The sequence below is a fragment of the Streptomyces sp. CB01580 genome (assembly GCF_001905795.1).
GTDB lineage: Bacteria > Actinomycetota > Actinomycetes > Streptomycetales > Streptomycetaceae > Streptomyces.
Genome location: NZ_LIXJ01000012.1, coordinates 80,736 through 101,047, shown reverse-complemented (window position 1 = coordinate 101,047; position 20,312 = coordinate 80,736). Strand labels below are relative to the sequence as shown.

The window sequence follows — 20,312 nt, the reverse complement described above, 5'->3', positions numbered from 1 at the left end:
GGCATCACCATCGGGCCGCACTACGCTGCGCCCATGAGCATGCTCACTCCCCCCGGCATGGGCGGAAAGTACCGCATCACGGGCGACAAGTACCCGCGTATGCGCCGCCCCCGGCGTCGCGGCAAATTGATCCTCGCTGCCACCGCCTCCGTGGTCGCCCTCGGGCTGGCCGGATGGGGCACGATGCAGCTCATCGACGTCTTCACGGGCGGCAGCAGGACCGCCGACGCCGCCGACCACAAGAAGGACTGCCCGTCGGCCGCGCCGTCCGCACCCGCAAAGGCGCTGCCCGCGCCCGCGAAGATCACGGTCAACGTCTACAACGCGACACCACGCAGCGGCCTCGCCAAACAGGCGGCCGACGAGTTGAAGAAGCGTGGGTTCGCCATCGGCAAGGTGGGAAACGCCTCGCCGGAGTACGACAAGAAGGTCGCAGTACCGGGAGTGCTGCTGGGAGCCCCGTCGGCGACGAACGGCCCGCTCCAGGTGCTCGGCACCCAGTTGAACGGGGCCGTTCCGAAGACCGACGCCCGCAGGACCGCGGACGTCGATCTGATTCTCGGTACGAAGTTCACGGCGTTCAACACGCCCAACTCGGCAGCGGCGGCACTCGCCGCCCTGACGAAGCCGTCCCCCGCGCCTTCCTGCTGACGGCGGTCGGGGCCGCCCGGAGTGCCGGGACCCGGTGCCTCGTACCGGCGACCCCGGCGTCCCGCGCCCTTCGGCCCGGGTCCGGGGCCGTGCGCGGGAACCGGAGTACCTGAATCCGGGGCCCTGTCTCGGGCCCCGGGACCGCGTGCCGTGGAACCGGGACCGCGTGTCGGAGCCGAAACCGAACCCGGTCGGGACGACCGCTGCGGTCGGTCCCAGGGCATGTTGCGAAAGTCCCGTCTGGCCTGCGGCGTCTGGCACGGCGCCTCGCCACGTTGTCGGGATCGTCCACGTACGCCCAGTACGAGGACGACCCTCCGCCTTGCGATGCACCGCACCAGACGCCGCAGGCCCCGCCCTTCGGGCGGACGACGCTACTTTCGCAACACGCCCTAGTCGACCGTGCCGTACATCCGGTCGCCCGCGTCGCCGAGGCCCGGGACGATGTAACCGTTCTCGTTGAGCTGCTCGTCGACCGAGGCCGTGACGACCCTCACCGGCGTACCGGCCAGCTCGCGCTCCATCACCTCGACGCCCTCCGGCGCCGCGAGCAGCACGACCGCGGTGACGTCGTCCGCCCCACGCTTGATCAGTTCCTTGATGGCCGCGACGAGCGTGCCGCCCGTCGCCAGCATCGGGTCGAGTACGTACACCTGGCGGCCCGAGAGGTCCTCCGGCATGCGCGTCGCGTACGTGGACGCCTGGAGCGTCTCCTCGTTGCGGATCATGCCCAGGAAGCCCACCTCGGCGGTCGGCAGCAGGCGGACCATGCCGTCGAGCATGCCGAGACCGGCCCGCAGGATCGGCACGACCAGTGGCCGCGGGTGCGACAGCTTCACGCCGGTCGTCCGCGTGACCGGGGTCTCGATGTCGACCTGCTCGGTGCGCACGTCCCGGGTGGCCTCGTAGGCGAGCAGGGTGACCAGCTCGTCGGCGAGGCGCCGGAAGGTCGGGGAATCGGTGCGCTTGTCGCGCAGGGTGGTGAGTTTGTGCGCGACCAGTGGATGGTCGACGACGTGGATCCGCATGGGTTCAACAGTAACCGGGCCCGCAGCACGCCTGCGCTGGCATCAATCACACGTTCGGGGGGAAGGTGGTTGCACACGGACCCAGCCTTGGGGTGATGAGCCGATGCCGGACGCGGAACAGCGCAAACGGGACCAGCCGAATCCGGGCCGCCCGGACGCACAGCGCACACCGAATGCGCCGAACGCGCCGGGCGTCTCTTCCCGCCGGAGCGCCGGGACTGCGCAAGCAGGTCCCCTGGACACCCCAGATACCGCAGCCTCGCCGGATCCTGAGGAGGCCGAGGCCGCCCGTCGCAGGCGACGCGCCCAGTTCCTGCGCGAGCTCCATGAGGCCAAGGCCCTCCGCGACCGCGTCCAGCCGCGCCGGGCCCGGGCCGCCCGGATGCGCCAGGCCATGAGGATGCGGACCTTCCGCTGGTAGGTCGTACGGCGGTCCCGCGTCCCCCTGCTGGCCCCGTCCGGGAGAACTGATGGCCGACGCAACGGCCGAACTCCTCTCGCGAAGCACTTGTTTCTGCCACGATTCCGATGGGCGGGACGCAGGACAGCCGGGCCACCGACTGCCCTCCCGCCGGACCGACACCCCTATGACCAGTGGGAGAGTCACGGTGTATTTCGCCGCACTGCTCGCGCGCACCGAAGACGGGTGGGAAGCGAGCGATACGGAACTCGACGATGTGGAGACCCTGTCCGACCTGACGGATCTGGCCCGTGAGGCCTCGGCGGACGAGGACACGGTGCTCGTCTTCATCGAACAGGAGGAGGCCTGGTTCGGCATCGTCCGGGTGGACGGTGAGGACGACCCCCGTATCTTCGTCTCGGACGCCACCGCCGCCGCCCGGTCCTCGTACGGAGAGATCCTGCTCACCGACGAACTGCTCGGCCGCGAACCCGGGGCCGACGACGCCATTGCCGCCCTCGAAGAACTCGTCGGCCTCGACGGTACGGAGGACGGCGAACCGGACACCACCCCCGACAACGACCACGACGACAACGACAACGATGATGACGACGTACTCGACGCCGACGCCGTACCGGCGGGGCCGCTCGGGGACACCGCCATCCTGGCCGACCTCGGTCTCCCCGAGGCCGAACTGCTGATGCTGCGCACGGACGCGCTGGGCGAGATCGCGGACGCGCTGGGCGCGGCCGAGGTCCTGGAGACCGTCCGCTAGGGTCCGCGGGTGACCGAACCACCCCGCCCGCAGGGCCCACCGGAACCGCACCACCCGGTGGAAGCACCGCACGATCCCGTACGAGACCCATGGCGTGCGCACATGCGCCACGCCCTGGCCGAGGCCGAGCTGGCGGCGGCGGCCGGCGACGTGCCGGTCGGCGCCGTCGTTCTCAGCCCCGACGGCACGCTGCTGGCCGTCGGCCACAACGAACGTGAGGCGACGGGCGACCCGACCGCCCACGCCGAAATCCTCGCCCTCCGCCGCGCGGCCGCCGCGCTGGGCGAGTGGCGCCTGTCCGGCTGCACCCTGGTGGTCACCCTGGAGCCGTGCACGATGTGCGCGGGCGCACTGGTGCAGTCCCGCGTGGACCGGGTCGTCTACGGGGCGCGCGACGAGAAGGCGGGCGCCGCCGGTTCCCTCTGGGACGTCGTCCGCGACCGCCGCCTCAACCACCGCCCGGAGGTCATCCAGGGCGTCCTGGAACCGGAGTGCGCGGAGCGGCTGACGGCCTTCTTCCGCACCCCCTGAGAACCGATTTCTTTCCACGGCCCGGCATGGTCTAAGCTCTCTCTCGGTAGCGTGTCCGAGCGGCCGAAGGAGCTCGCCTCGAAAGCGAGTGTGGGGAAACTCACCGAGGGTTCAAATCCCTCCGCTACCGCCATCGACGCCCTCCCGGCCTGTGGAAACACAGAACGGGAGGGCGTTCGCGTTGCCGAGACAGCACCACCGGGTAAGCGGCGACCCCTGACCGCGCATACGTTGACACCACACCACCAAGACGAGGCGATATGTCCGAATCTCAAGAAGTGGGTAAAAACAGGCTCTGCCTCGCATAAACCAGCAGGTCAGGAACTGTGGTCCCCGCGCACGCGGGGGTGGTCCCTGGGCCGTCAGTCCGACGGCGCCCGCAATTATGTGGTCCCCGCGCACGCGGGGGTGGTCCCGGGTGGCACCCGCACCTGCACGTCGCCGTGCTGTGGTCCCCGCGCACGCGGGGGTGGTCCCGATCGGCCTCGTGGCGGTGCCCGTCATTTACGGTGGTCCCCGCGCACGCGGGGGTGGTCCCCAAGAGCACCACTACGCTTTCCCTTGCGGTTGGTGGTCCCCGCGCACGCGGGGGTGGTCCCACCTCCTCATGAAGATCTTCGGATTCGTCCAGGTGGTCCCCGCGCACGCGGGGGTGGTCCCCTCAGGAGCACACATGCTCGACACGCCCCCTGGTGGTCCCCGCGCACGCGGGGGTGGTCCCGGCCCGTCCTCGATCCGGACCCCGGCCGACCTGTGGTCCCCGCGCACGCGGGGGTGGTCCCTCGACTGCTTGAAGCTCTTCCTCGAGGCGGTCGTGGTCCCCGCGCACGCGGGGGTGGTCCCCGGATCCGCCAGGAACACTGCCGCGGCATCGAGTGGTCCCCGCGCACGCGGGGGTGGTCCCTCGGCGTCATCCAGGCCCGACCCAAGGACCTTGTGGTCCCCGCGCACGCGGGGGTGGTCCCATCGGATTCGCCGCCTAGAACGCGCCTGTACGGTGGTCCCCGCGCACGCGGGGGTGGTCCCGTCATCGGCCCCGTCAACGGCTATGACGTGTAGTGGTCCCCGCGCACGCGGGGGTGGTCCCCGTGGCTGTGCCTGACCCGGAAGCCGCTGGCCATGGTCCCCGCACACGCGGGGGTGGTCCCTTCGCTGCTTCCTGGCGGTAGTCACTCGCCGCATGGTCCCCGCGCACGCGGGGGTGGTCCCTGGCCGGGTGTTGTGCGCAAGGGTGAACCGGGATGGTCCCCGCGCACGCGGGGGTGGTCCCAACGGTCCGGTCTCGTGCAACCTGTCGGCGCTATGGTCCCCGCGCACGCGGGGGTGGTCCCCTGAACGTCTTCCCGCTTCCCATGGGTCCGATATGGTCCCCGCGCACGCGGGGGTTGGTCCCGAGTGGTGGTCCCCCGCAACTCCGCAGGTCAGAGCAGGGTTGCGGATGGTCCCCGCGCACGCGGGGGTGGTCCCAGGCGAGCGCTCCCCGTGCTCGGCGACCCCGGATGGTCCCCGCGCACGCGGGGGTGGTCCCAGGCGAGCGCTCCCCGTGCTCGGCGACCCCGGATGGTCCCCGCGCACGCGGGGGTGGTCCCTTCGCCTTCGTCGCTGGGTTTCAGAAGGTCGTGTGGTCCCCGCGCACGCGGGGGTGGTCCCCTTGCATCTACCCAGGCCGGTGACCTGCGAGAGTGGTCCCCGCGCACGCGGGGGTGGTCCCAGGTCCTGGACCATGCCCGGGTTCACCTCGCTGTGGTCCCCGCGCACGCGGGGGTGGTCCCCCGGGTACCGATGGCATGACGAGCGGCACATCGTGGTCCCCGCGCACGCGGGGGTGGTCCCGGGGGCGAATATTCGCGGTTTCGACTGCTCGGGTGGTCCCCGCGCACGCGGGGGTGGTCCCTGCGGGAAGTCCGCGAAGACCAAGTGCATGGTGTGGTCCCCGCGCACGCGGGGGTGGTCCCTGAGGCAAGGACGGGAAGGGGTGGTGGGACAGGTGGTCCCCGCGCACGCGGGGGTGGTCCTTACGAGCCGCGCCCCGGTGACCCGGACCGGTGGTGGTCCCCGCGCACGCCGGGGGTGGTCCCTCGCTGTCGGCCCGCTCGGCCAGGATCTTCATGTGGTCCCCGCGCACGCGGGGGTTGTCCCTGCGCATTGCCATGCTGTCCGACGCAAAAGCCGTGGTCCCCGCGCACGCGGGGGTGGTCCCCGGGACTCGGCCGCCACGCTCGTCCCGCATACCTCTTCCCACATAGGGACAGCCCCCCGCTGACGAGTCGGCTGCGGGGTTCCTGGCCATCAAGACTCCGCAGCCCTACCGCACACGCAGGGGTGCTCCGACCAGCAACCAATCGTTCACGCTTTGATCAAGTTCGCCCACTTCAGAGCTATTTCGAAATCCAACACCTGATCGCCACATACTCATGTCAAATATCCCCATGAGCCAAGATCACCCCGAAGTCTTCTCGGCTTACGCCAAGTTGTCCCCCGCAGCCCGGACCGCCTGGGGCAAGCATGACCGGGCAACCGAGGAGTGGCTCCCTCTGTGGCGGCACATGGCGGACAGTGCCGCCGTAGCCGGACGGCTGTGGGACGAGTGGATCCCCGAGAACGTAAAAGAACTCGTCGCGGGCCCACTCCCTCAAGCCTTGGTAGATGCCCGTCACCTCGCCGTCTACCTCGCGTGCGTGCACGACATCGGCAAGGCCACGCCCGCATTCGCCTGCCAAGTAGACGGGCTTGCTCACCGGATGCGGAGGGCCGGTCTCGACATGCCGGACCAGAAGCAGTTCGGTTTAGACCGTCGCATGGCTCCGCACGGGCTGGCCGGGCAGTTCCTCATACAGGAGTGGCTGACCGAGCGCCACGGATGGAGCAGCCGGGCGTCCGGGCAGTTCGCCATCGTGGCCGGCGGGCATCACGGCACGCCGCCCGATCACCAGCAGATCCACGATCTCCGGTCCCGCCCCCGGCTGCTGCGTACGCGCGGGGCGAGCGAGGCCGTCTGGCGCTCGGTGCAGTACGAGTTGCTGGACGCGTGCGCGCGGCGGGCCGGGGTGGAGGGACGGTTCGAGGAGTGGCAGTCCGTCCGTCTGCCCCAACCCGTCCAGGTGGCGTTGACCGCGATCGTGATCGTGTCCGACTGGATCGCCAGTTCCTCCGATCTGTTCCCGTACGACCCCTCGTCCTGGGCGCCGTCGAGCACCGAGCGAACGGGGAAGGTGGAAGAGGGAGAGAACCGGCGTCTCCGCGCCGCCTGGGCCGGGCTGGACCTGCCGGGACCGTGGCGGCCCGAGGAGCCGGAGCAGAACGCGGCCGACTTGTTCCGGTACCGCTTCGACCTGCCGGACGGCGCCGCGATCAGGCCCGTACAGGAAGAAGCCGTACGGATGGCCCGTGCCATGCCCGCCGCCGGCATGCTGATCATCGAAGCGCCGATGGGCGAGGGGAAGACTGAGGCGGCGTTCGCGGCGGCGGAGATCCTGGCGGCCCGTACCGGCGCCGGGGGCTGTCTGGTCGCCCTGCCGACCCGGGCCACCGGCGACGCCATGTTTCCCCGGCTGCTCAGCTGGCTGGAACGTCTTCCCGCGGACGGCCCCCGCTCGGTGGTCCTCGCGCATGCCAAGGCCGCGCTCAACGAGGTCTGGTCCGGGATGACGAAGGCCGGAACCCGGACCATCGCCGCCGTCGAACTGGACGGTGACGAGAGGCTGTCCACGCCCGGAGAGGCCGACTCGGCTCGCCCTGCGGGACTGCACGCGCATCAGTGGCTCCGGGGCCGGAAGAAGTCGTTGCTCGCCTCCTTCGCGGTGGGCACCATCGACCAGGTGCTCTTCGCCGGGCTCAAGAGCCGTCACTTGGCTCTGCGGCATCTGGCCGTCGCGGGCAAAGTCGTCGTGATCGACGAAGTCCACGCCTACGACGCGTATATGAACGCCTACCTCGATCGCGTACTGGAATGGCTTGCCGCCTACCGCGTACCGGTGGTGATGCTCTCCGCGACCCTGCCGGCCGGCCGACGGCGGCAGTTGGCCGCCGCGTACGCCGGGGAGGAGACACCGGAGCTGGCGGAGACGCTGCATCTCCCCGATGACGCCTACCCGTTGATCACCACCGTGGCCTCCGGCGGTGCCGTGCTGACCGCACGCCCCGCGGCTGCGTCGGGCCGCCGTACCGAGGTGACGGTGGAACGGCTCGACGACGATCTGTCCGTACTCGCGGACCGGCTCGGTCGCGAACTGCGGGACGGGGGGTGCGTGCTGGTCGTGCGCAACACCGTGGACCGGGTGCTGGAGGCCGCCGAGCACCTGCGGGAGCGTTTCGGTACGGAGGCGGTGACCGTCGCCCACTCACGGTTCCTCGCCGCCGACCGGGCGCGCAAGGACAGGGACCTGCGGGAACGGTTCGGGCCCGGCGGCGACCGGCGGCCCGCCGGACCGCACATCGTCGTGGCCAGCCAGGTCGTCGAGCAGTCGCTCGACATCGACTTCGATCTGCTGGTGACCGATCTGGCACCCGTGGACCTGATGCTCCAGCGCATGGGGCGGCTGCACCGCCACCCTCGGACGCGCCCGCCGCGCCTGGCCGAGGCGCGGTGCCTGGTGACCGGTGTGGAGGACTGGACCGTCGATCCCCCCCAACCGGTGAAGGGCTCGGTGGCCGTCTACCAGGGGCGGCACACCCTGCTCAGGGCGCTCGCCGTGCTCGCGCCGCATCTCGAAGGCGCTCCGCTGGTGCTGCCCGACCACATCAGCCCGTTGGTGCAGGCCGCGTACGACGACCGGGCGGTCGGCCCCGAGCGCTGGGCCCCCGCCCTGGCCGAGGCCCGGCGCGAGTACCTGAAGCGTCTGACGGAGAAGCGCGAACGCGCGAACGCCTTCCGGCTCGATCCGGTACGGCGGGCGGGGCGGCCGGTCATCGGCTGGCTGGACGGGAACGCCGGGGACGCCGACGACAGCCGCGCCGGGCGGGCACAGGTGCGGGACAGCGACGAGTCCCTGGAAGTGCTCGTCGTACAGCGCCGGCAGGACGGCCGACTGACCACGGTGGACTGGCTCGACGGCGGACGCGGCGGGCTGGACCTTCCGGAGCACGCTCCTCCGGTACGTCGGGCCGCCGAAGCCGTGGCCGCGAGTGCGTTGACGCTGCCCCGGTCCCTGACGCACCCGGGCGTGATCGACCGGACCATCGCGGAACTGGAGAGATTCGTCGTTCCGGCCTGGCAGGTGAAGGAATGCCCCTGGCTCGCGGGCGAGTTGCTGCTCGTGCTCGACGAGCGTTGTCAGACCCGTCTGTCAGGCTCGGAAATCCATTACAGCGTCGATGACGGGCTCCGAGTGGGTTCCATCGGCACGCCCAGAGCAAAGGGGCCGAAACGGATGACGCCCTCCTTCGACCTGGTCTCCCGGCCATGGCTGCCCGTGCAGCGCGACGACGGTACGACGGACGAGCTTTCGCTGGCGGACGTCTTCGCGCAGGCCGGGAGTCTGCGGCGGCTGGTGGGCGATCTGCCCACCCAGGAGTTCGCCCTGCTGCGGCTGCTGCTGGCGATCCTCTACGACGCGCTCGCGGAGGCGGAGGGCGGCAGACCCGGTGCGCCGGCGGAGCTGGAGGACTGGGAGGAACTATGGCAGGACGAGGAATCCCTGGCCGTTGTCGTGGACTATCTCGGCCGTCATCGGGAGTCCTTCGACCTGCTCCACCCCGAGCGCCCGTTCTTCCAGGTCGCCGGCCTGCACACGGCGAAGCACGAGGTCGCCTCGCTGAACCGGATCGTGGCTGATGTGCCGAACGGGGAGGCGTTCTTCTCGATGCGCCGACCCGAGGTGGGCAGGCTGAGCCTTGCCGAGGCGGCCCGCTGGCTGGTCCACACCCACGCCTATGACTCGTCCGGCATCAAGACCGGAATGGTGGGCGATGACCGGGCTAGGAACGGAAAGGTCTATCCCCAGGGCGTGGGATGGGCGGGGGCGCTCGGCGGTGTGCATGCCGAGGGGCACACTCTGCGCGAGACGCTGTTGCTGAACCTGATTCCGACGAAGGAACCCATTTTCGACACGACGGCGGACCCGAAGGACGACCTGCCGGTCTGGCGCCGTGAGACACCGCCCGGGCCCGGGGTGCTGGAGGAAGATCCGTCCGTACCTCGTCCCGCAGGCCCACGGGACCTCTACACCTGGCAGTCCCGCCGACTGCTCCTGCACACCGACGGCGCGGACATCACCGGCGTCGTTCTCGGCTACGGCGACCCGCTCACACCCGTCAACCGGTGGAAGTCCGAACCCATGACGGGCTGGCGGCGCAGCCGGACGCAGGAGAAGAAGCTGGGTCGTGCGCTGGTCTACCTGCCGCGTCAGCACGATCCGAGCCGGGCCGCCTGGCGCGGCCTGGCGAGCCTGCTGTACGCGCAGCGGTCGGACGACGGCACGACGGGCCGGGGCACGGACGAGAGCAAGCCGTCCGGGGTGGTGAAGTGGCTGACGCTGCTCTCCAACGAGAGTGTTCTGCCCGAGAGATCGCTGGTCCGGACCCGGCTCGTCGGCGCGGTGTACGGCACGCAGCAGTCCGTGGTGGACGAGGTCGTCGACGACGGTGTCACTCTGCCCATCATCCTGCTCCACGAAAAGCGACCGTTGCACGGCACGGTAGCGGTGGACGCGGTCGCGGACGCCGAGCGGGCCGCCTCGGCGCTGGGGCATCTGGCCGGAAACCTCGCCCGCGCGACGGGCTCGCCGCCCGGCCCTGCCACGAACACCGCTCGTGACCTGGGTTTCGGAGCGCTCGACGGGCCGTACAGACGTTGGCTGGTGGATCTCGCGGGGGCGGCGGATCCGGATGCCGCGCGCGCCGAATGGCAGGCCGAGGTCCGGCGGATCGTCCTCGGACTCGGCCACGAACTGCTCGACGGCGCGGGGCAGGCGGCGGTGGAGGGCCGGGTGGTCGAGCTGCCGGGGGTCGGCACGCGCTGGATCGACAGCTCACGTGCCGACCTGTGGTTCCGGACCCGGATCAACAAGGTGCTGCCGAAGCCGCCAAAACCGGCGGAACGAGACGACGGACGCAGCAGGCCGGACGGGCAGGCCGAACCGGCACCCGGCTCGTCGCCGCATCCGCCCGTTCCGCCGACGCCGTCCACCACCGCTCCTCATACCGACGACGACCCTTCGGGGGGAACCGCATGACAGCCTCGACGACATCCGACGACGGCGGCAACGCCGACGAGGCCGCCCGGCGGCCCGCACCGGCGGACGGTTCGGCAGCCGGACGGCCGGGCGGGCGCCCGTACAGCTCATCGGCTGCCCGGGCGGAGGAGCCCTCGATCCGCACCCTGGTCGAACAGGCAACACGTTCGTCCATCGCTTCGCTCCAGGCCCGTTATCTCAACGACGATCCGGCGGCCGTGGCGAAGATCGCGCGGTTGCGGCGCGGCGCGGGGAAAAGGGCGCACGAGGTCCAGGATCTGTGGGGGATCGATGCTCTCGACAACCTCGCCGAGCTGATGGTGGAGCAGGCCGACCCCCCTCCCCAGAGGGACGCCGAGAAGGCCGAGGAGGCGGTCTTCCTCGCCTCGACGCTGTGGGCGCTGCATCAGCAGTCCCGCCGTGAAGACAAGATGCACGCCGACGGACGACACCTCGGCGGCGCGGTCCGGGCACTGATCCAACGAAGCGCCACGCCGAGCGCGGACGAAGAGGGATCACCGCTGCGCACACGTCTGGTCCGGGTCGGTACCGCCGGGTCGCTCGATTCCGTCGCTGTGCGGCTCAGGGAGATCGTGCTGCTGCTGCGCACCGCATCGGAGCCGCTCGACTACGCACGCCTGGCCGGTCAGCTCTACCGCTGGCAGAACCGGCGTGATCGCCCCGGTGTTCAGCGCGAGTGGGGTCGTGAGTTCCACCTGGCCGCCGTGCCCCCCGCCAAGAGGCGAAAGGCCGTGGACAGCGGAACAGGGGCAGGTGACGCGATCGACCGGACGCTGTCCGCGGACGAAGAGGGGACCTACGGCGGCTATGCCGCCGGGGAGTGACGCGTACCTCCGGCGCGCTTGGTAGTCGTCCCCGGCTCGCTTCGGCCATCTCTTCCCGCGCCCTTCCACTTCATGAACCATCTTTCTCAGCAGAGGATTTGAGCACACGTGACCAGGACGATCCTTGACATCCATATCCTCCAGACCGTTCCGCCCAGCAATCTGAACCGTGACGACACGGGGTCGCCCAAGTCCGCGACGTACGGAGGCGTGCGACGCTCCCGGGTATCCAGCCAGGCATGGAAGCGGGCCACGCGGAAGGCGTTCGACGAGCTGCTGGACACATCCGAACTGGGCATCCGGACCAAGAAGGTCGCGGAGGAGATCGCTGGACGCGTGCAGGCGCTCGATTCGTCACTGGAGCGCGCCGTGGCGCTGGAGCTGGCGGCTGTGGTGATCGAGGCGGCCACCGGATTGAAGGTCGCCGTGCCCAAGCGCAAGAGCAAGGAGGACGAGGAGGCCGCCGCCGAATCCCCCTATCTGATGTTCCTGAGCGAGCGGCAGTTCAGCGCCCTCGCCGCGCTCGCGGCGGAGGGCGGCAAGGGCGGTGACGTCAAGGCGCTCAAGGAGTTCCTCAAGGACAGAGCGAACAAGCAGCGGGCCAAGCAGGCCGCGGACACCGAACACTCCATTGACATCGCGTTGTTCGGCCGCATGGTCGCGGACTCGGCCGATCTCAACGTGGACGCGTCCGTACAGGTCGCGCACGCGCTGAGCGTGCACCCGGTGGAAGTCGAGTCGGACTACTACACAGCGGTCGACGACAAGAACACGGCCGCCGAGCCGGGCGCCGGAATGATCGGCACCGTCGACTTCAACTCCGCGACCCTCTACCGGTACGCGGCGGTCGACGTGAACCGGCTCCACGAGAACCTGGGGATCGGCGGGAACGACAAGAAGCGACCGGTGGACGCCACACGGCGAGCCGTCACCGCGTTCCTCGAAGGTTTCATCGCCTCGCTCCCGACCGGGAAGATCAACACCTTCGGCAATCAGACGCTCCCGGCCGCCGTGATCGTCAAGGTCCGTTCCCGGCGCCCGGTCAGCTACGTCGGGGCCTTCGAACAGCCGGTCCGGATGGGCGAGGACGGAGGCTACCTCCAGAACGCCTGCGAAAAGCTCGCCACGTTCGTGCCGGATCTTGAGGACCGGTACGGGCTCGCCGGGAACGACCAGGGCTGGGTGCTGCGGGTGGGTTCCGAGACGGACAGCCTCAGCGGGCTGGGGGACGAGGTGAACCTCTCCCGACTGCTGACCGCCGTCGGAGACACCGTGGCCGCCCGGCTGGCGCCGAAGAAGGCCGCTGCCGACGACGAGGGAAACGCTGCGGAGACGCGGGCATGAGCGTGCTGCTGATGCGGCTGACGGGCCCCCTGCAGTCCTGGGGGTCCGCGGCCCGCTTCGTGCGCCGCACCACGGAGAACGCACCCACGAAGAGCGGAGTACTCGGGCTGCTCGCCGCGGCGCAGGGGCGCGGACGGGAGGCCGGTCTCTCCGACCTGGCGGAGCTGGAGTTCGGCGTCCGCGTCGATCAGCCCGGCACTCGACTGCGTGACTTCCAGACGGCGCACCACGGGGACACGGACAAGGCCATGCCGTTGTCGGAGCGCTTCTACCTGGCGGACGCCGTGTTCGTGGCGGGGGTGCGGGGCGAGCCCGCTCTTGTGCAGCGACTGTACGAGGCTCTGTTGGAGCCGGTCTTCCTTCCGTACCTGGGGCGTCGCTCCTGCCCGCCATCGGAGCCGATCACGATCGGTGAACCGCTGGTGGGCGAGGAGACGGACCTTGAGCGGGCGCTGCGCGAAGCCACGTGGGAGGCCTCCGAGCGGTACCGGGCGCGCTGCAGAGCGTCCTATCGGCGCGCGGGGCGTCCGCTGTCCGACATGTGTCTGGACCTGCTGCTGGACTGCGCGCGACCGGGCGACAGCTCCGAGGGGGCGCACATGACGTTGCGCGATCTTCCGGTGAGCTTCGATCCGCGCCACCGGCGGTATGGGCTCCGCGGTGTCCGGACCCTGAGGATCCCGGTCCCCGGCGCGGCCGGCTCACCAACGGCCGAAGCACCGCCGCACCACGAACCCACAGCCCTGCTCACGCCCGTCACATCGAGGACCGACTGATGTACCTCACCCGCTTCCGTGTGAACACCGGACGATCCGACGCCCGGCGGTTGCTCGGCTCGCCGCACCGCGTGCACGGCGCGGTGAACGGATCCTTCCCCATTCCGCCCGCCCGCGACGGATCGGGCCCCCGGGTGCTGTGGCGGGTGGACCGCAACACCCCGTCCGAGACGTTGTTGTACGTCGTGAGCCCCACCCGTCCCGACCTGACCCACCTGGTCGAGCAGGCGGGCTGGCCGGCTTCGGACGAACCGGGCTGGACGACTTTCGCGTACGAGGACTTCCTCACCGCGCTCCACGCGGGTGACACCTGGGGATTCAGACTCACCGCCAACCCCGTGCACAACATTCGTCACGAGTACCTCAAGGACGGGGACCCGACGAAGCGGGCCGCGCACAAGACCCCTCGCCACCAGATGGCCTGGCTGCTGAAGCGGCAGGAACAGGCCGGATTCGAGATCGTGCGGAAGCCGGCGGGACGTCGGCTTCCGCACGAGGGCGACGAGTACGAGCTGATCGTCCGCGACCAGGTTCCGTTGCGGTTCCACCGCCCGCCCGCAAGGACGAGCCGGGAGGACGTGCAGATCACACGGGTCACCTTCGACGGCCGCCTGCGCGTCACTGACGCGGCCCTGTTCCGCCGCACGCTCACCCATGGCCTGGGCAAGGCGAAGGCGTACGGCTGCGGCCTGATGACGCTGGCCCCGGTACGGGAGGGGGCATGAGCACGGTCAGCCGCAGAGGGGCCTCCTCACCGCACGAACTCACCCGGATCGGGGAACGTCTCTCCTTCGTCTACCTGGAGCGCTGCACCGTCCACCGGGACTCCAATGCGATCACGGCGGAGGACGCGAACGGCGTGACGCATCTCCCGTCCGCCACCATCGGCACACTGCTGCTGGGACCGGGTACCCGCGCGCCACGCGCCGCACAGAGGCCGCGGACGTCCCACGCCAGGGCTGGAGCAAGGCGTCCAGGCGAAGAAGATTCGGCGGCCGATAGGCGGTCCGGTGCGGACCGGACCGCCTGGACGCGCGCGTGCTGGGAGGTCGACAGTTCCTGCGCGCACATCGCCCCTGTGGTCCCCGCTCGCGGGGCGACGGCCCCGTATCGACGCGGGTCGGGGGAAGCGGCATCGGGGGGACAAGCCGCTTCCCCCGGTGAGAACGGCCCCTCAGGTCCGCGCCGCGGTCTGGGGGAAGCGCGCGGCGCGGACCCCACAGTGGGGGCCTGTTCCTCGCCCCTCGGGTTCCTGACTTTTCCCCGGGGGCTACAACACCCATCCTGCGTCGTGGGAGCGGTTCCGTGGGCCGACGAAGGGCCTCGATCGACGGGTCCTTGGTCCCTGAAAGGCTGCCCGAAGATCACTCGAAGGCCGGTCGAGGGCCGGTCGAGGACCCGCTGAAGGCCGGCTGAAGGCCGTGTGGGGCGAGGCAGGGATTCAGACGGATGCGACCATTCGTGCGGATACAATCGCCCGACTGCACAGGGGATCGAAGGGGAGGCAGGGGCTGATGGTGCAAGCGAAGAAGATAGCTCTCTTCGTGATAGTCGTCTTCGTGCTGTACACGATCATCACGTCCCCGGCCCGGGCGGCGGATCTCGTGCAGATAGGGTTCGAGGGCGTTTCGAGTGCCGCGCGGGGCGTCGGCGACTTCATGTCCGAGCTCGTGAACTAAGGGCTGCCGGGTAATCTGTGGCGGATCGGCGCACGGCGTCGGATGTGGTGCATCGCGAGGCGGAGGGGCGCCCGCATACTGAACGCCTGCGGTCGTTCCGACAACGCGGCGAGGTGCCGCGGCCGTCGTCGGGCGCCCGCCAGGGATTACGGGACAGCCCTTAGGAGTACCACGCCATGATCCGCCATCTGGTCCTGTTCAAGCTGAACGACGGCGTCGAGCGGGACGACCCACGGGTCGTCGCCGGGGCGAAGGCGTTCCAGGACCTGGACGGGCAGGTTCCGGAGCTGGAGTTCTGGGAGTGCGCCTGGAACATCACCGACCGGCCGATCGCGTACGACTTCGCCATCAACTCCGCCGTCGCCGACGAGGCCGCCCTGAAGCGCTACATCGAGCATCCGGCCCATCAGGCCGCCGCCGGTCAGTGGCGGGAGTTCGCCACGTGGGTGATCGCCGACTACCCGTTCTGATCCGTCCGTTCCAGCCGATCCATACGGTCATCCGGGCCCCTCGCCACTGCGGCGAGGGGCCTTTTCGGTGTTTAAACCAAGTTGAACCCAACACGACGTTATACGGTGCTTGCACACAGTGGGCATGTCTTGTGATGCTATGACCGCTTTTGACGGATGAGTTGACCGCAGTTGACCGCAAAGGGGTGGCCCCACCGTGCCGGCCAGTACAGCGCCTCAAGTGCCTCCCCAGACCGTCCAGGCCGACCAGGCCCTCCAGGTCGGACGGGGCGCCCAGAGCGGACGGCCCTCCCAAGCCTCCACCGGGGCCGCCCAGGGCGCCCCGAACGCCCGCAGCGCCCCGAGCCCCCCGAGCGGCCAGTCCGCGCAGGGCGCGGCGCAGGCGGCCGTCGGGGCCGTGCGGCCGGACGGGGAACCCGACGGCTCGGCGGCGCCCGCCAGGAGCAGGGGCGCGGACACCAGGGCGCTCACCCAGGTGCTCTTCGGGCAGCTCAAGGGGCTGGAACCGGGCACACCGGAACACAGCCGGGTGCGGGCGGCACTGATCGAGGCGAACCTCCCCCTGGTCCGGTACGCGGCGGCACGCTTCCGCAGCCGCAACGAGCCGATGGAGGACGTCGTCCAGGTCGGCACGATCGGGCTGATCAACGCCATCGACCGGTTCGACCCCGAGCGCGGGGTGCAGTTCCCGACCTTCGCGATGCCGACCGTCGTCGGCGAGATCAAACGATACTTCCGCGACAATGTGCGCACCGTCCACGTTCCCCGCCGGCTGCACGAGCTGTGGGTGCAGGTCACCGGCGCCACCGAGGACCTGACGACCGCTCACGGCAGGTCGCCGACCACCGCGGAGATCGCCGAACGACTGAGGATCTCCGAGGACGAGGTACTGGCCTGCATCGAGGCGGGCCGCTCCTACCACGCGACCTCCCTGGAGGCCGCCCAGGAGGGCGACGGACTACCCGGCCTGCTGGACCGGCTCGGGTACGAGGACCCGGCCCTCGCGGGGGTCGAGCACCGCGATCTGGTCCGTCATCTGCTCGTGCAGCTGCCCGAGCGCGAGCAGCGCATTCTGCTGCTGCGCTACTACAACAACCTGACGCAGTCACAGATCAGCGCCGAGCTGGGTGTCTCCCAGATGCATGTGTCAAGGCTTCTGGCACGCAGCTTCGCCCGTCTCCGATCCGCAAACAGGATCGATGCCTAACCGGATCGGGTAAAGCACTCGAAGTCCGGTTCGGACGGACCGACTTGCCGAGCACCCCCGCCAACTGGGCAGACGCCACAAAGACTTGTCGACATGTCGCTACAGCGTGTTGCCGACATGTGACATTCTGCGGAAACCGCGTTTGCCGCGGCCTCGCCTCCGGTATTCAGGTGGGAGCTGCGTTCCTCCGATGGTCGCGGCTCGACGCGACCGTCCGCGACCTCAAGGGGGTGGCATGTCCGAAGAACAGGGCAGCTCGAAGGTGCTCACGCTCACCAAGGCCGTACCCGCACCTGTTGCGCCCGTCAGCTCGCCGGAAGCCATCGACACCCGCACGCTGTCCCGCTCCCTGTTCCTGCGGCTCGCCGCCCTGGCTCCCGGTCCCGACGGAACGGACAGCCCGGAGCGCGCCTACGTACGGGACACGCTGATCGAGCTCAACCTCCCGCTGGTGCGGTACGCCGCCGCGCGGTTCCGCAGTCGCAACGAGCCGATGGAGGACATCGTCCAGGTCGGCACGATCGGGCTGATCAAGGCGATCGACCGGTTCGACTGCGAACGGGGCGTGGAATTCCCCACGTTCGCGATGCCGACCGTCGTCGGCGAGATCAAGCGGTTCTTCCGCGACACCTCGTGGTCGGTGCGGGTGCCGCGCCGCCTCCAGGAGCTGCGGCTCGCGCTGACCAAGGCCAGCGACGAACTCGCCCAGAAGCTGGACCGTTCGCCGACCGTGCCGGAGCTGGCCAAGGCGCTCGGGGTCTCGGAGGAGGACGTGGTCGACGGCCTGGCCGTCGGCAACGCGTACACCGCGTCCTCGCTGGACTCGCCCTCGCCCGAGGACGACGGCGGCGAGGGCTCCCTCGCGGACCGGCTCGGGTACGAGGACTCGGCGCTGGAAGGTGTCGAGTACCGCGAGTCGCTCAAGCCGCTGCTGGCCAAACTCCCGCCGCGCGAACGGCAGATCATCATGCTGCGGTTCTTCGCCAACATGACCCAGTCGCAGATCGGCGAGGAGGTCGGCATCTCGCAGATGCACGTCTCGCGCCTGCTGACCCGCACGCTCGCCCAGCTCAGGGAAGGGCTCATCGCCGACTGACCGCCATGGACCGCCGCACCGCGCGGCGCAGGGGTTCCGATTTGACGGACCGTCAGCCACACTGGCGCGATGCGACGTCAGATGCTCCACTCGACCGGCCGCCGGGGCACCGTGATCGCCGCCTCGGCGGCCGTGCTGTGTCTGGGCGGTGCGCTGACCGCCTGCGGTGACGGTGCGGCGGCCGACGGTTACGTGGCGGTGGGCGCGGCGGGGCCCGGGGGCGAGCGGACACCGTCCGGGGCGGTGGCGCCGTCGGGGAAGGTGACGCTGGTACCACTGGACGGGGCCGGTGGCGCCGACGGGGCCTCGCCGGGCGGATCCGGCGGCGGGCACGAGTCGGGGAACGGGAGTTCGAGGGAGGACGGGGGCGACTCGCGAGGTCCCGGGGAAGCCGAAGGGCCCAAAAGCGCCGGGGGGACGCCAGGCGGTGCCTCCCGTCCGGATGGTCCGGACGGTTCGGACGGCCCGGGTGGGCCCGGCGGTACGGGCGGTCCTGGTGGGTCGAACGGCCCGGACGGCCCCGGTGACGGTACGGGCGGATCCGGCGGCGGCACGGGCGGTGGGTCCACGGACCCGTCGGTGCCGACGGACCCCGGCCCCTCGGCACCGGGCGGCCCGGCCGTTCTGGTGGTCGGCGCCCCCGAGCGGGCGGCCGCCGAGGAGCGCTGGTGCGAGAAGGTGACCGTGGAGTTCCGCAACACTGGGGGATCACCGGCCCGCGCGGGAACCGTCACCTTCGCCACACACATCATCGGCGGCCTGGGCGTCGACTGGGCGACCGTCGAGTCGTCCGCACCACTGCCGACACCGATCGACGCGGGAGCGGCGCGGACGAGGACGTACACCGTCTGCGTGGACGCCTGGCGGGTGCCGCTGGGAATGCATGTGGAGACCCGCGAGGTCACCGCCGTACTGAAGTGACGCCACCGCCGTGCCGGGGCGGCGTCACCGCCGCGTACCGGAATGACGCACCCGCCATACCGAAGGCGTGACGGGTGAAGAGGTGGGAGCCGGAGGTTACGAGGTACGAGGTATGAGGGAACCGTCGAGCCGGTCAGCCGAGCGCGAGCCAGGCGACCGCCGCGAGGACGACGACCACCGCGACGATGGTGACGATCATCCCGGTCTTCGGTCCGGACGGGGCGGCAGCCTGCTGTCGGCGCTGCGGCTCGCCATCGTCGACGAAGGCGCGGAACATCTGGGTGCTGCCGGCCGGGTCGTGGTTGCCCTCGGGGCCCTGGGGGGCGTGGGGGTTGTGTGCCATGGGGAAGGACCCTAGCGAACTCGCCGTTACGGCCCAACCCCCGGGGCACCGAAGCGAGCTGACGATCGGCGGTGTCGTACCGGACGGAGCGCCGGGCGTCCCGCCGTCGCCACGGAACACACCGCACAACCCGCCCCGGAACGGACATCCGCCGGGGCCGGCCACCATGGAGGACGGTCGTACCCCGCCCCAGAGCGGGCGCGGAACGGGCACGGCCCGGCGCAGGACGGGCGGGGCCCCGGCTCGGGCTCGTTCGCGCACCGGCGGACAGCGTTCGCGCCCCCGACGGAAGACGGTCACGCCCCCGACGGAAAGCGTTCACGAGGCCGTGGAAACCGGTCGCGATCCCGACCGGACATCGCCCCGACTGTGGCAGGAGACACACCAGTCCCGGGCCGCACCCCACACGCTGGCACTTTGACCGGCACCCTACACAGCCTTTTGCGTTCCTTTACTTCTGCAAGCTCACTTTCGTTTGCCTGCAGCAACCAACGGCTTCTATGGTTGCCCTAAGCAACAAGATGCACCGGTGAAATCGTCTGGGGGGCTCATGGCCGCACGGAGTCAGTACGAAGAGCTGGCCCGGCATCTCAGCGCGGTCGGAGCCGTCAAGCGAGGTGTCGCCCGCGTCCTCCCCGCCGAATGCCCGTCCGGTTCCGCCGCCGTACTCGCGCTGCTCAGGCACCACGGCGAGATGCGGATCAGCAGACTGGCCGAGCTGCTGGACGTCGACATGTCTGTTACGAGCAGACATGTCGCCCATGTAGCGGAGCACGGCTGGATCGAACGGTCCTCGGACCCGACCGACAAGCGGTCCCGCATCCTGCGGCTGACCCCGGCCGGACGCGACCTGCTCGGTGACATGAACCGTCGTGTCACCGAGATGTTCGCCCACAACCTCTCCGACTGGTCGGACGACGAGATCGGCCGGCTCAACCAGCTCCTGGCCCGGCTGCGCGACAGTTTCGCCTGCCGCGGTTTCGGCGATTGCGTCCCCGGAACGCACAGCGGCGAGTGCCGCTCACGGCCTTCCGACGACGGCGCCGACGCGCACACCCGTACACCCGTGTAACA

At 70.3% G+C, this 20,312-nt stretch carries 17 protein-coding genes, 1 tRNA gene, 1 pseudogene and 1 CRISPR repeat array; of the genes and pseudogenes, 17 read left to right on the top strand and 2 right to left on the bottom strand.

Going from position 1 to position 20,312, the window contains the following annotated elements:
- The first annotated feature begins 57 nt into the window (after positions 1-57).
- On the top strand, positions 58-651 hold the full coding sequence (locus AMK22_RS19040) for a LytR C-terminal domain-containing protein (RefSeq protein WP_073786569.1): 594 nt from the start codon (positions 58-60) through the stop codon (positions 649-651).
- Between the two features lie 392 nt (positions 652-1,043).
- Here AMK22_RS19040 and upp read toward each other — a convergent pair whose 3' ends face one another.
- The gene (gene upp / locus AMK22_RS19030) at positions 1,044-1,679 is read right to left on the bottom strand and encodes a uracil phosphoribosyltransferase (RefSeq protein WP_073786568.1); all 636 of its coding nucleotides are present in this window, start codon (positions 1,677-1,679) and stop codon (positions 1,044-1,046) included.
- A gap of 235 nt (positions 1,680-1,914) precedes the next feature.
- On the opposite strand from upp, the gene AMK22_RS41040 reads away from it, so the two are divergent.
- The 15 genes and pseudogenes from AMK22_RS41040 to AMK22_RS39545 all read left to right on the top strand — a co-directional run bounded on the left by AMK22_RS41040 (position 1,915) and on the right by AMK22_RS39545 (position 18,895).
- Entirely contained in the window at positions 1,915-2,100 is a 186-nt protein-coding gene (locus tag AMK22_RS41040) for a hypothetical protein (protein WP_242434052.1), read from the top strand.
- Positions 2,101-2,287: 187 nt separating this feature from the next.
- Positions 2,288-2,854: a tRNA adenosine deaminase-associated protein gene (locus tag AMK22_RS19020; protein WP_073786566.1), complete on the top strand. Its 567-nt coding sequence runs from the start codon at positions 2,288-2,290 to the stop codon at positions 2,852-2,854.
- 102 nt (positions 2,855-2,956) lie between these two features.
- Complete coding sequence (tadA, locus tag AMK22_RS19015; RefSeq protein WP_079186266.1) at positions 2,957-3,385, top strand: tRNA adenosine(34) deaminase TadA; 429 nt, start codon at positions 2,957-2,959, stop codon at positions 3,383-3,385.
- A gap of 45 nt (positions 3,386-3,430) precedes the next feature.
- A tRNA-Ser gene (locus AMK22_RS19010) sits at positions 3,431-3,518 on the top strand.
- A gap of 193 nt (positions 3,519-3,711) precedes the next feature.
- A CRISPR array of direct repeats spans positions 3,712-5,585; the repeat unit is 29 nt; unit sequence GTGGTCCCCGCGCACGCGGGGGTGGTCCC.
- A gap of 229 nt (positions 5,586-5,814) precedes the next feature.
- On the top strand, positions 5,815-10,557 hold the full coding sequence (casA, locus tag AMK22_RS19005; RefSeq protein WP_079186265.1) for a type I-E CRISPR-associated protein Cse1/CasA: 4,743 nt from the start codon (positions 5,815-5,817) through the stop codon (positions 10,555-10,557).
- Positions 10,554-11,402, top strand: a complete 849-nt coding sequence (gene casB, locus AMK22_RS19000; protein ID WP_073786562.1) for a type I-E CRISPR-associated protein Cse2/CasB — start codon at positions 10,554-10,556, stop codon at positions 11,400-11,402. The genes casA and casB overlap by 4 nt, the downstream gene beginning before the upstream one ends.
- 108 nt (positions 11,403-11,510) lie before the next feature.
- The gene (gene cas7e / locus AMK22_RS18995) at positions 11,511-12,746 is read left to right on the top strand and encodes a type I-E CRISPR-associated protein Cas7/Cse4/CasC (protein ID WP_073786560.1); all 1,236 of its coding nucleotides are present in this window, start codon (positions 11,511-11,513) and stop codon (positions 12,744-12,746) included.
- Complete coding sequence (cas5e, locus tag AMK22_RS18990) at positions 12,743-13,522, top strand: type I-E CRISPR-associated protein Cas5/CasD (RefSeq protein WP_073786558.1); 780 nt, start codon at positions 12,743-12,745, stop codon at positions 13,520-13,522. The genes cas7e and cas5e overlap by 4 nt, the downstream gene beginning before the upstream one ends.
- Positions 13,522-14,247 carry a type I-E CRISPR-associated protein Cas6/Cse3/CasE gene (gene cas6e / locus AMK22_RS18985; RefSeq protein ID WP_073786556.1) on the top strand — a complete coding sequence of 242 codons (726 nt, stop codon included), beginning with the start codon at positions 13,522-13,524 and terminating at the stop codon, positions 14,245-14,247. Before cas5e ends, cas6e begins: the two co-directional genes overlap by 1 nt.
- Positions 14,244-14,453, top strand: a pseudogene (locus AMK22_RS41035) (type I-E CRISPR-associated endonuclease Cas1e); the annotation flags it as partial. The gene cas6e and the pseudogene AMK22_RS41035, both read left to right, overlap by 4 nt.
- A gap of 583 nt (positions 14,454-15,036) precedes the next feature.
- Positions 15,037-15,201, top strand: a complete 165-nt coding sequence (locus AMK22_RS40125) for a hypothetical protein (RefSeq protein ID WP_199883267.1) — start codon at positions 15,037-15,039, stop codon at positions 15,199-15,201.
- Positions 15,202-15,377: 176 nt separating this feature from the next.
- Positions 15,378-15,671: a Dabb family protein gene (locus AMK22_RS18970; protein WP_073786552.1), complete on the top strand. Its 294-nt coding sequence runs from the start codon at positions 15,378-15,380 to the stop codon at positions 15,669-15,671.
- A 397-nt stretch (positions 15,672-16,068) separates the two neighbouring features.
- Positions 16,069-16,878: an RNA polymerase sigma factor SigF gene (locus AMK22_RS18965; RefSeq protein ID WP_073786697.1), complete on the top strand. Its 810-nt coding sequence runs from the start codon at positions 16,069-16,071 to the stop codon at positions 16,876-16,878.
- Between the two features lie 235 nt (positions 16,879-17,113).
- A complete protein-coding gene (locus AMK22_RS18960) occupies positions 17,114-17,974 on the top strand; it encodes an RNA polymerase sigma factor SigF (RefSeq protein WP_073786551.1) in 861 nt (286 codons plus the stop codon).
- Positions 17,975-18,043: 69 nt separating this feature from the next.
- Positions 18,044-18,895, top strand: a complete 852-nt coding sequence (locus AMK22_RS39545) for a hypothetical protein (protein ID WP_073786550.1) — start codon at positions 18,044-18,046, stop codon at positions 18,893-18,895.
- A 133-nt stretch (positions 18,896-19,028) separates the two neighbouring features.
- Here AMK22_RS39545 and AMK22_RS18950 read toward each other — a convergent pair whose 3' ends face one another.
- Positions 19,029-19,238 carry a hypothetical protein gene (locus AMK22_RS18950; RefSeq protein ID WP_073786549.1) on the bottom strand — a complete coding sequence of 70 codons (210 nt, stop codon included), beginning with the start codon at positions 19,236-19,238 and terminating at the stop codon, positions 19,029-19,031.
- A 550-nt stretch (positions 19,239-19,788) separates the two neighbouring features.
- Between AMK22_RS18950 and AMK22_RS18945 the strand changes: the two genes are divergently transcribed.
- A complete protein-coding gene (locus AMK22_RS18945; RefSeq protein WP_073786548.1) occupies positions 19,789-20,310 on the top strand; it encodes a MarR family winged helix-turn-helix transcriptional regulator in 522 nt (173 codons plus the stop codon).
- The last annotated feature ends 2 nt before the right edge of the window (positions 20,311-20,312 follow it).

Excerpts from the sequence above, each read along its gene's own strand:
- cas5e (WP_073786558.1), top strand. The coding sequence starts at position 12,743 with ATGAGCGTGCTGCTGATGCGGCTGACGGGCCCCCTGCAGTCCTGGGGG.
- AMK22_RS18945 (WP_073786548.1), top strand. The coding sequence starts at position 19,789 with ATGGCCGCACGGAGTCAGTACGAAGAGCTGGCCCGGCATCTCAGCGCG.
- AMK22_RS18960 (WP_073786551.1), top strand. The coding sequence starts at position 17,114 with ATGTCCGAAGAACAGGGCAGCTCGAAGGTGCTCACGCTCACCAAGGCC.
- upp (WP_073786568.1), bottom strand. The coding sequence starts at position 1,679 with ATGCGGATCCACGTCGTCGACCATCCACTGGTCGCGCACAAACTCACC.
- casB (WP_073786562.1), top strand. The coding sequence starts at position 10,554 with ATGACAGCCTCGACGACATCCGACGACGGCGGCAACGCCGACGAGGCC.
- AMK22_RS19040 (WP_073786569.1), top strand. The coding sequence starts at position 58 with ATGGGCGGAAAGTACCGCATCACGGGCGACAAGTACCCGCGTATGCGC.
- cas6e (WP_073786556.1), top strand. The coding sequence starts at position 13,522 with ATGTACCTCACCCGCTTCCGTGTGAACACCGGACGATCCGACGCCCGG.
- tadA (WP_079186266.1), top strand. The coding sequence starts at position 2,957 with ATGCGCCACGCCCTGGCCGAGGCCGAGCTGGCGGCGGCGGCCGGCGAC.
- AMK22_RS40125 (WP_199883267.1), top strand. The coding sequence starts at position 15,037 with ATGGTGCAAGCGAAGAAGATAGCTCTCTTCGTGATAGTCGTCTTCGTG.
- AMK22_RS18970 (WP_073786552.1), top strand. The coding sequence starts at position 15,378 with ATGATCCGCCATCTGGTCCTGTTCAAGCTGAACGACGGCGTCGAGCGG.
- AMK22_RS39545 (WP_073786550.1), top strand. The coding sequence starts at position 18,044 with ATGCGACGTCAGATGCTCCACTCGACCGGCCGCCGGGGCACCGTGATC.
- AMK22_RS18950 (WP_073786549.1), bottom strand. The coding sequence starts at position 19,238 with ATGGCACACAACCCCCACGCCCCCCAGGGCCCCGAGGGCAACCACGAC.
- casA (WP_079186265.1), top strand. The coding sequence starts at position 5,815 with ATGAGCCAAGATCACCCCGAAGTCTTCTCGGCTTACGCCAAGTTGTCC.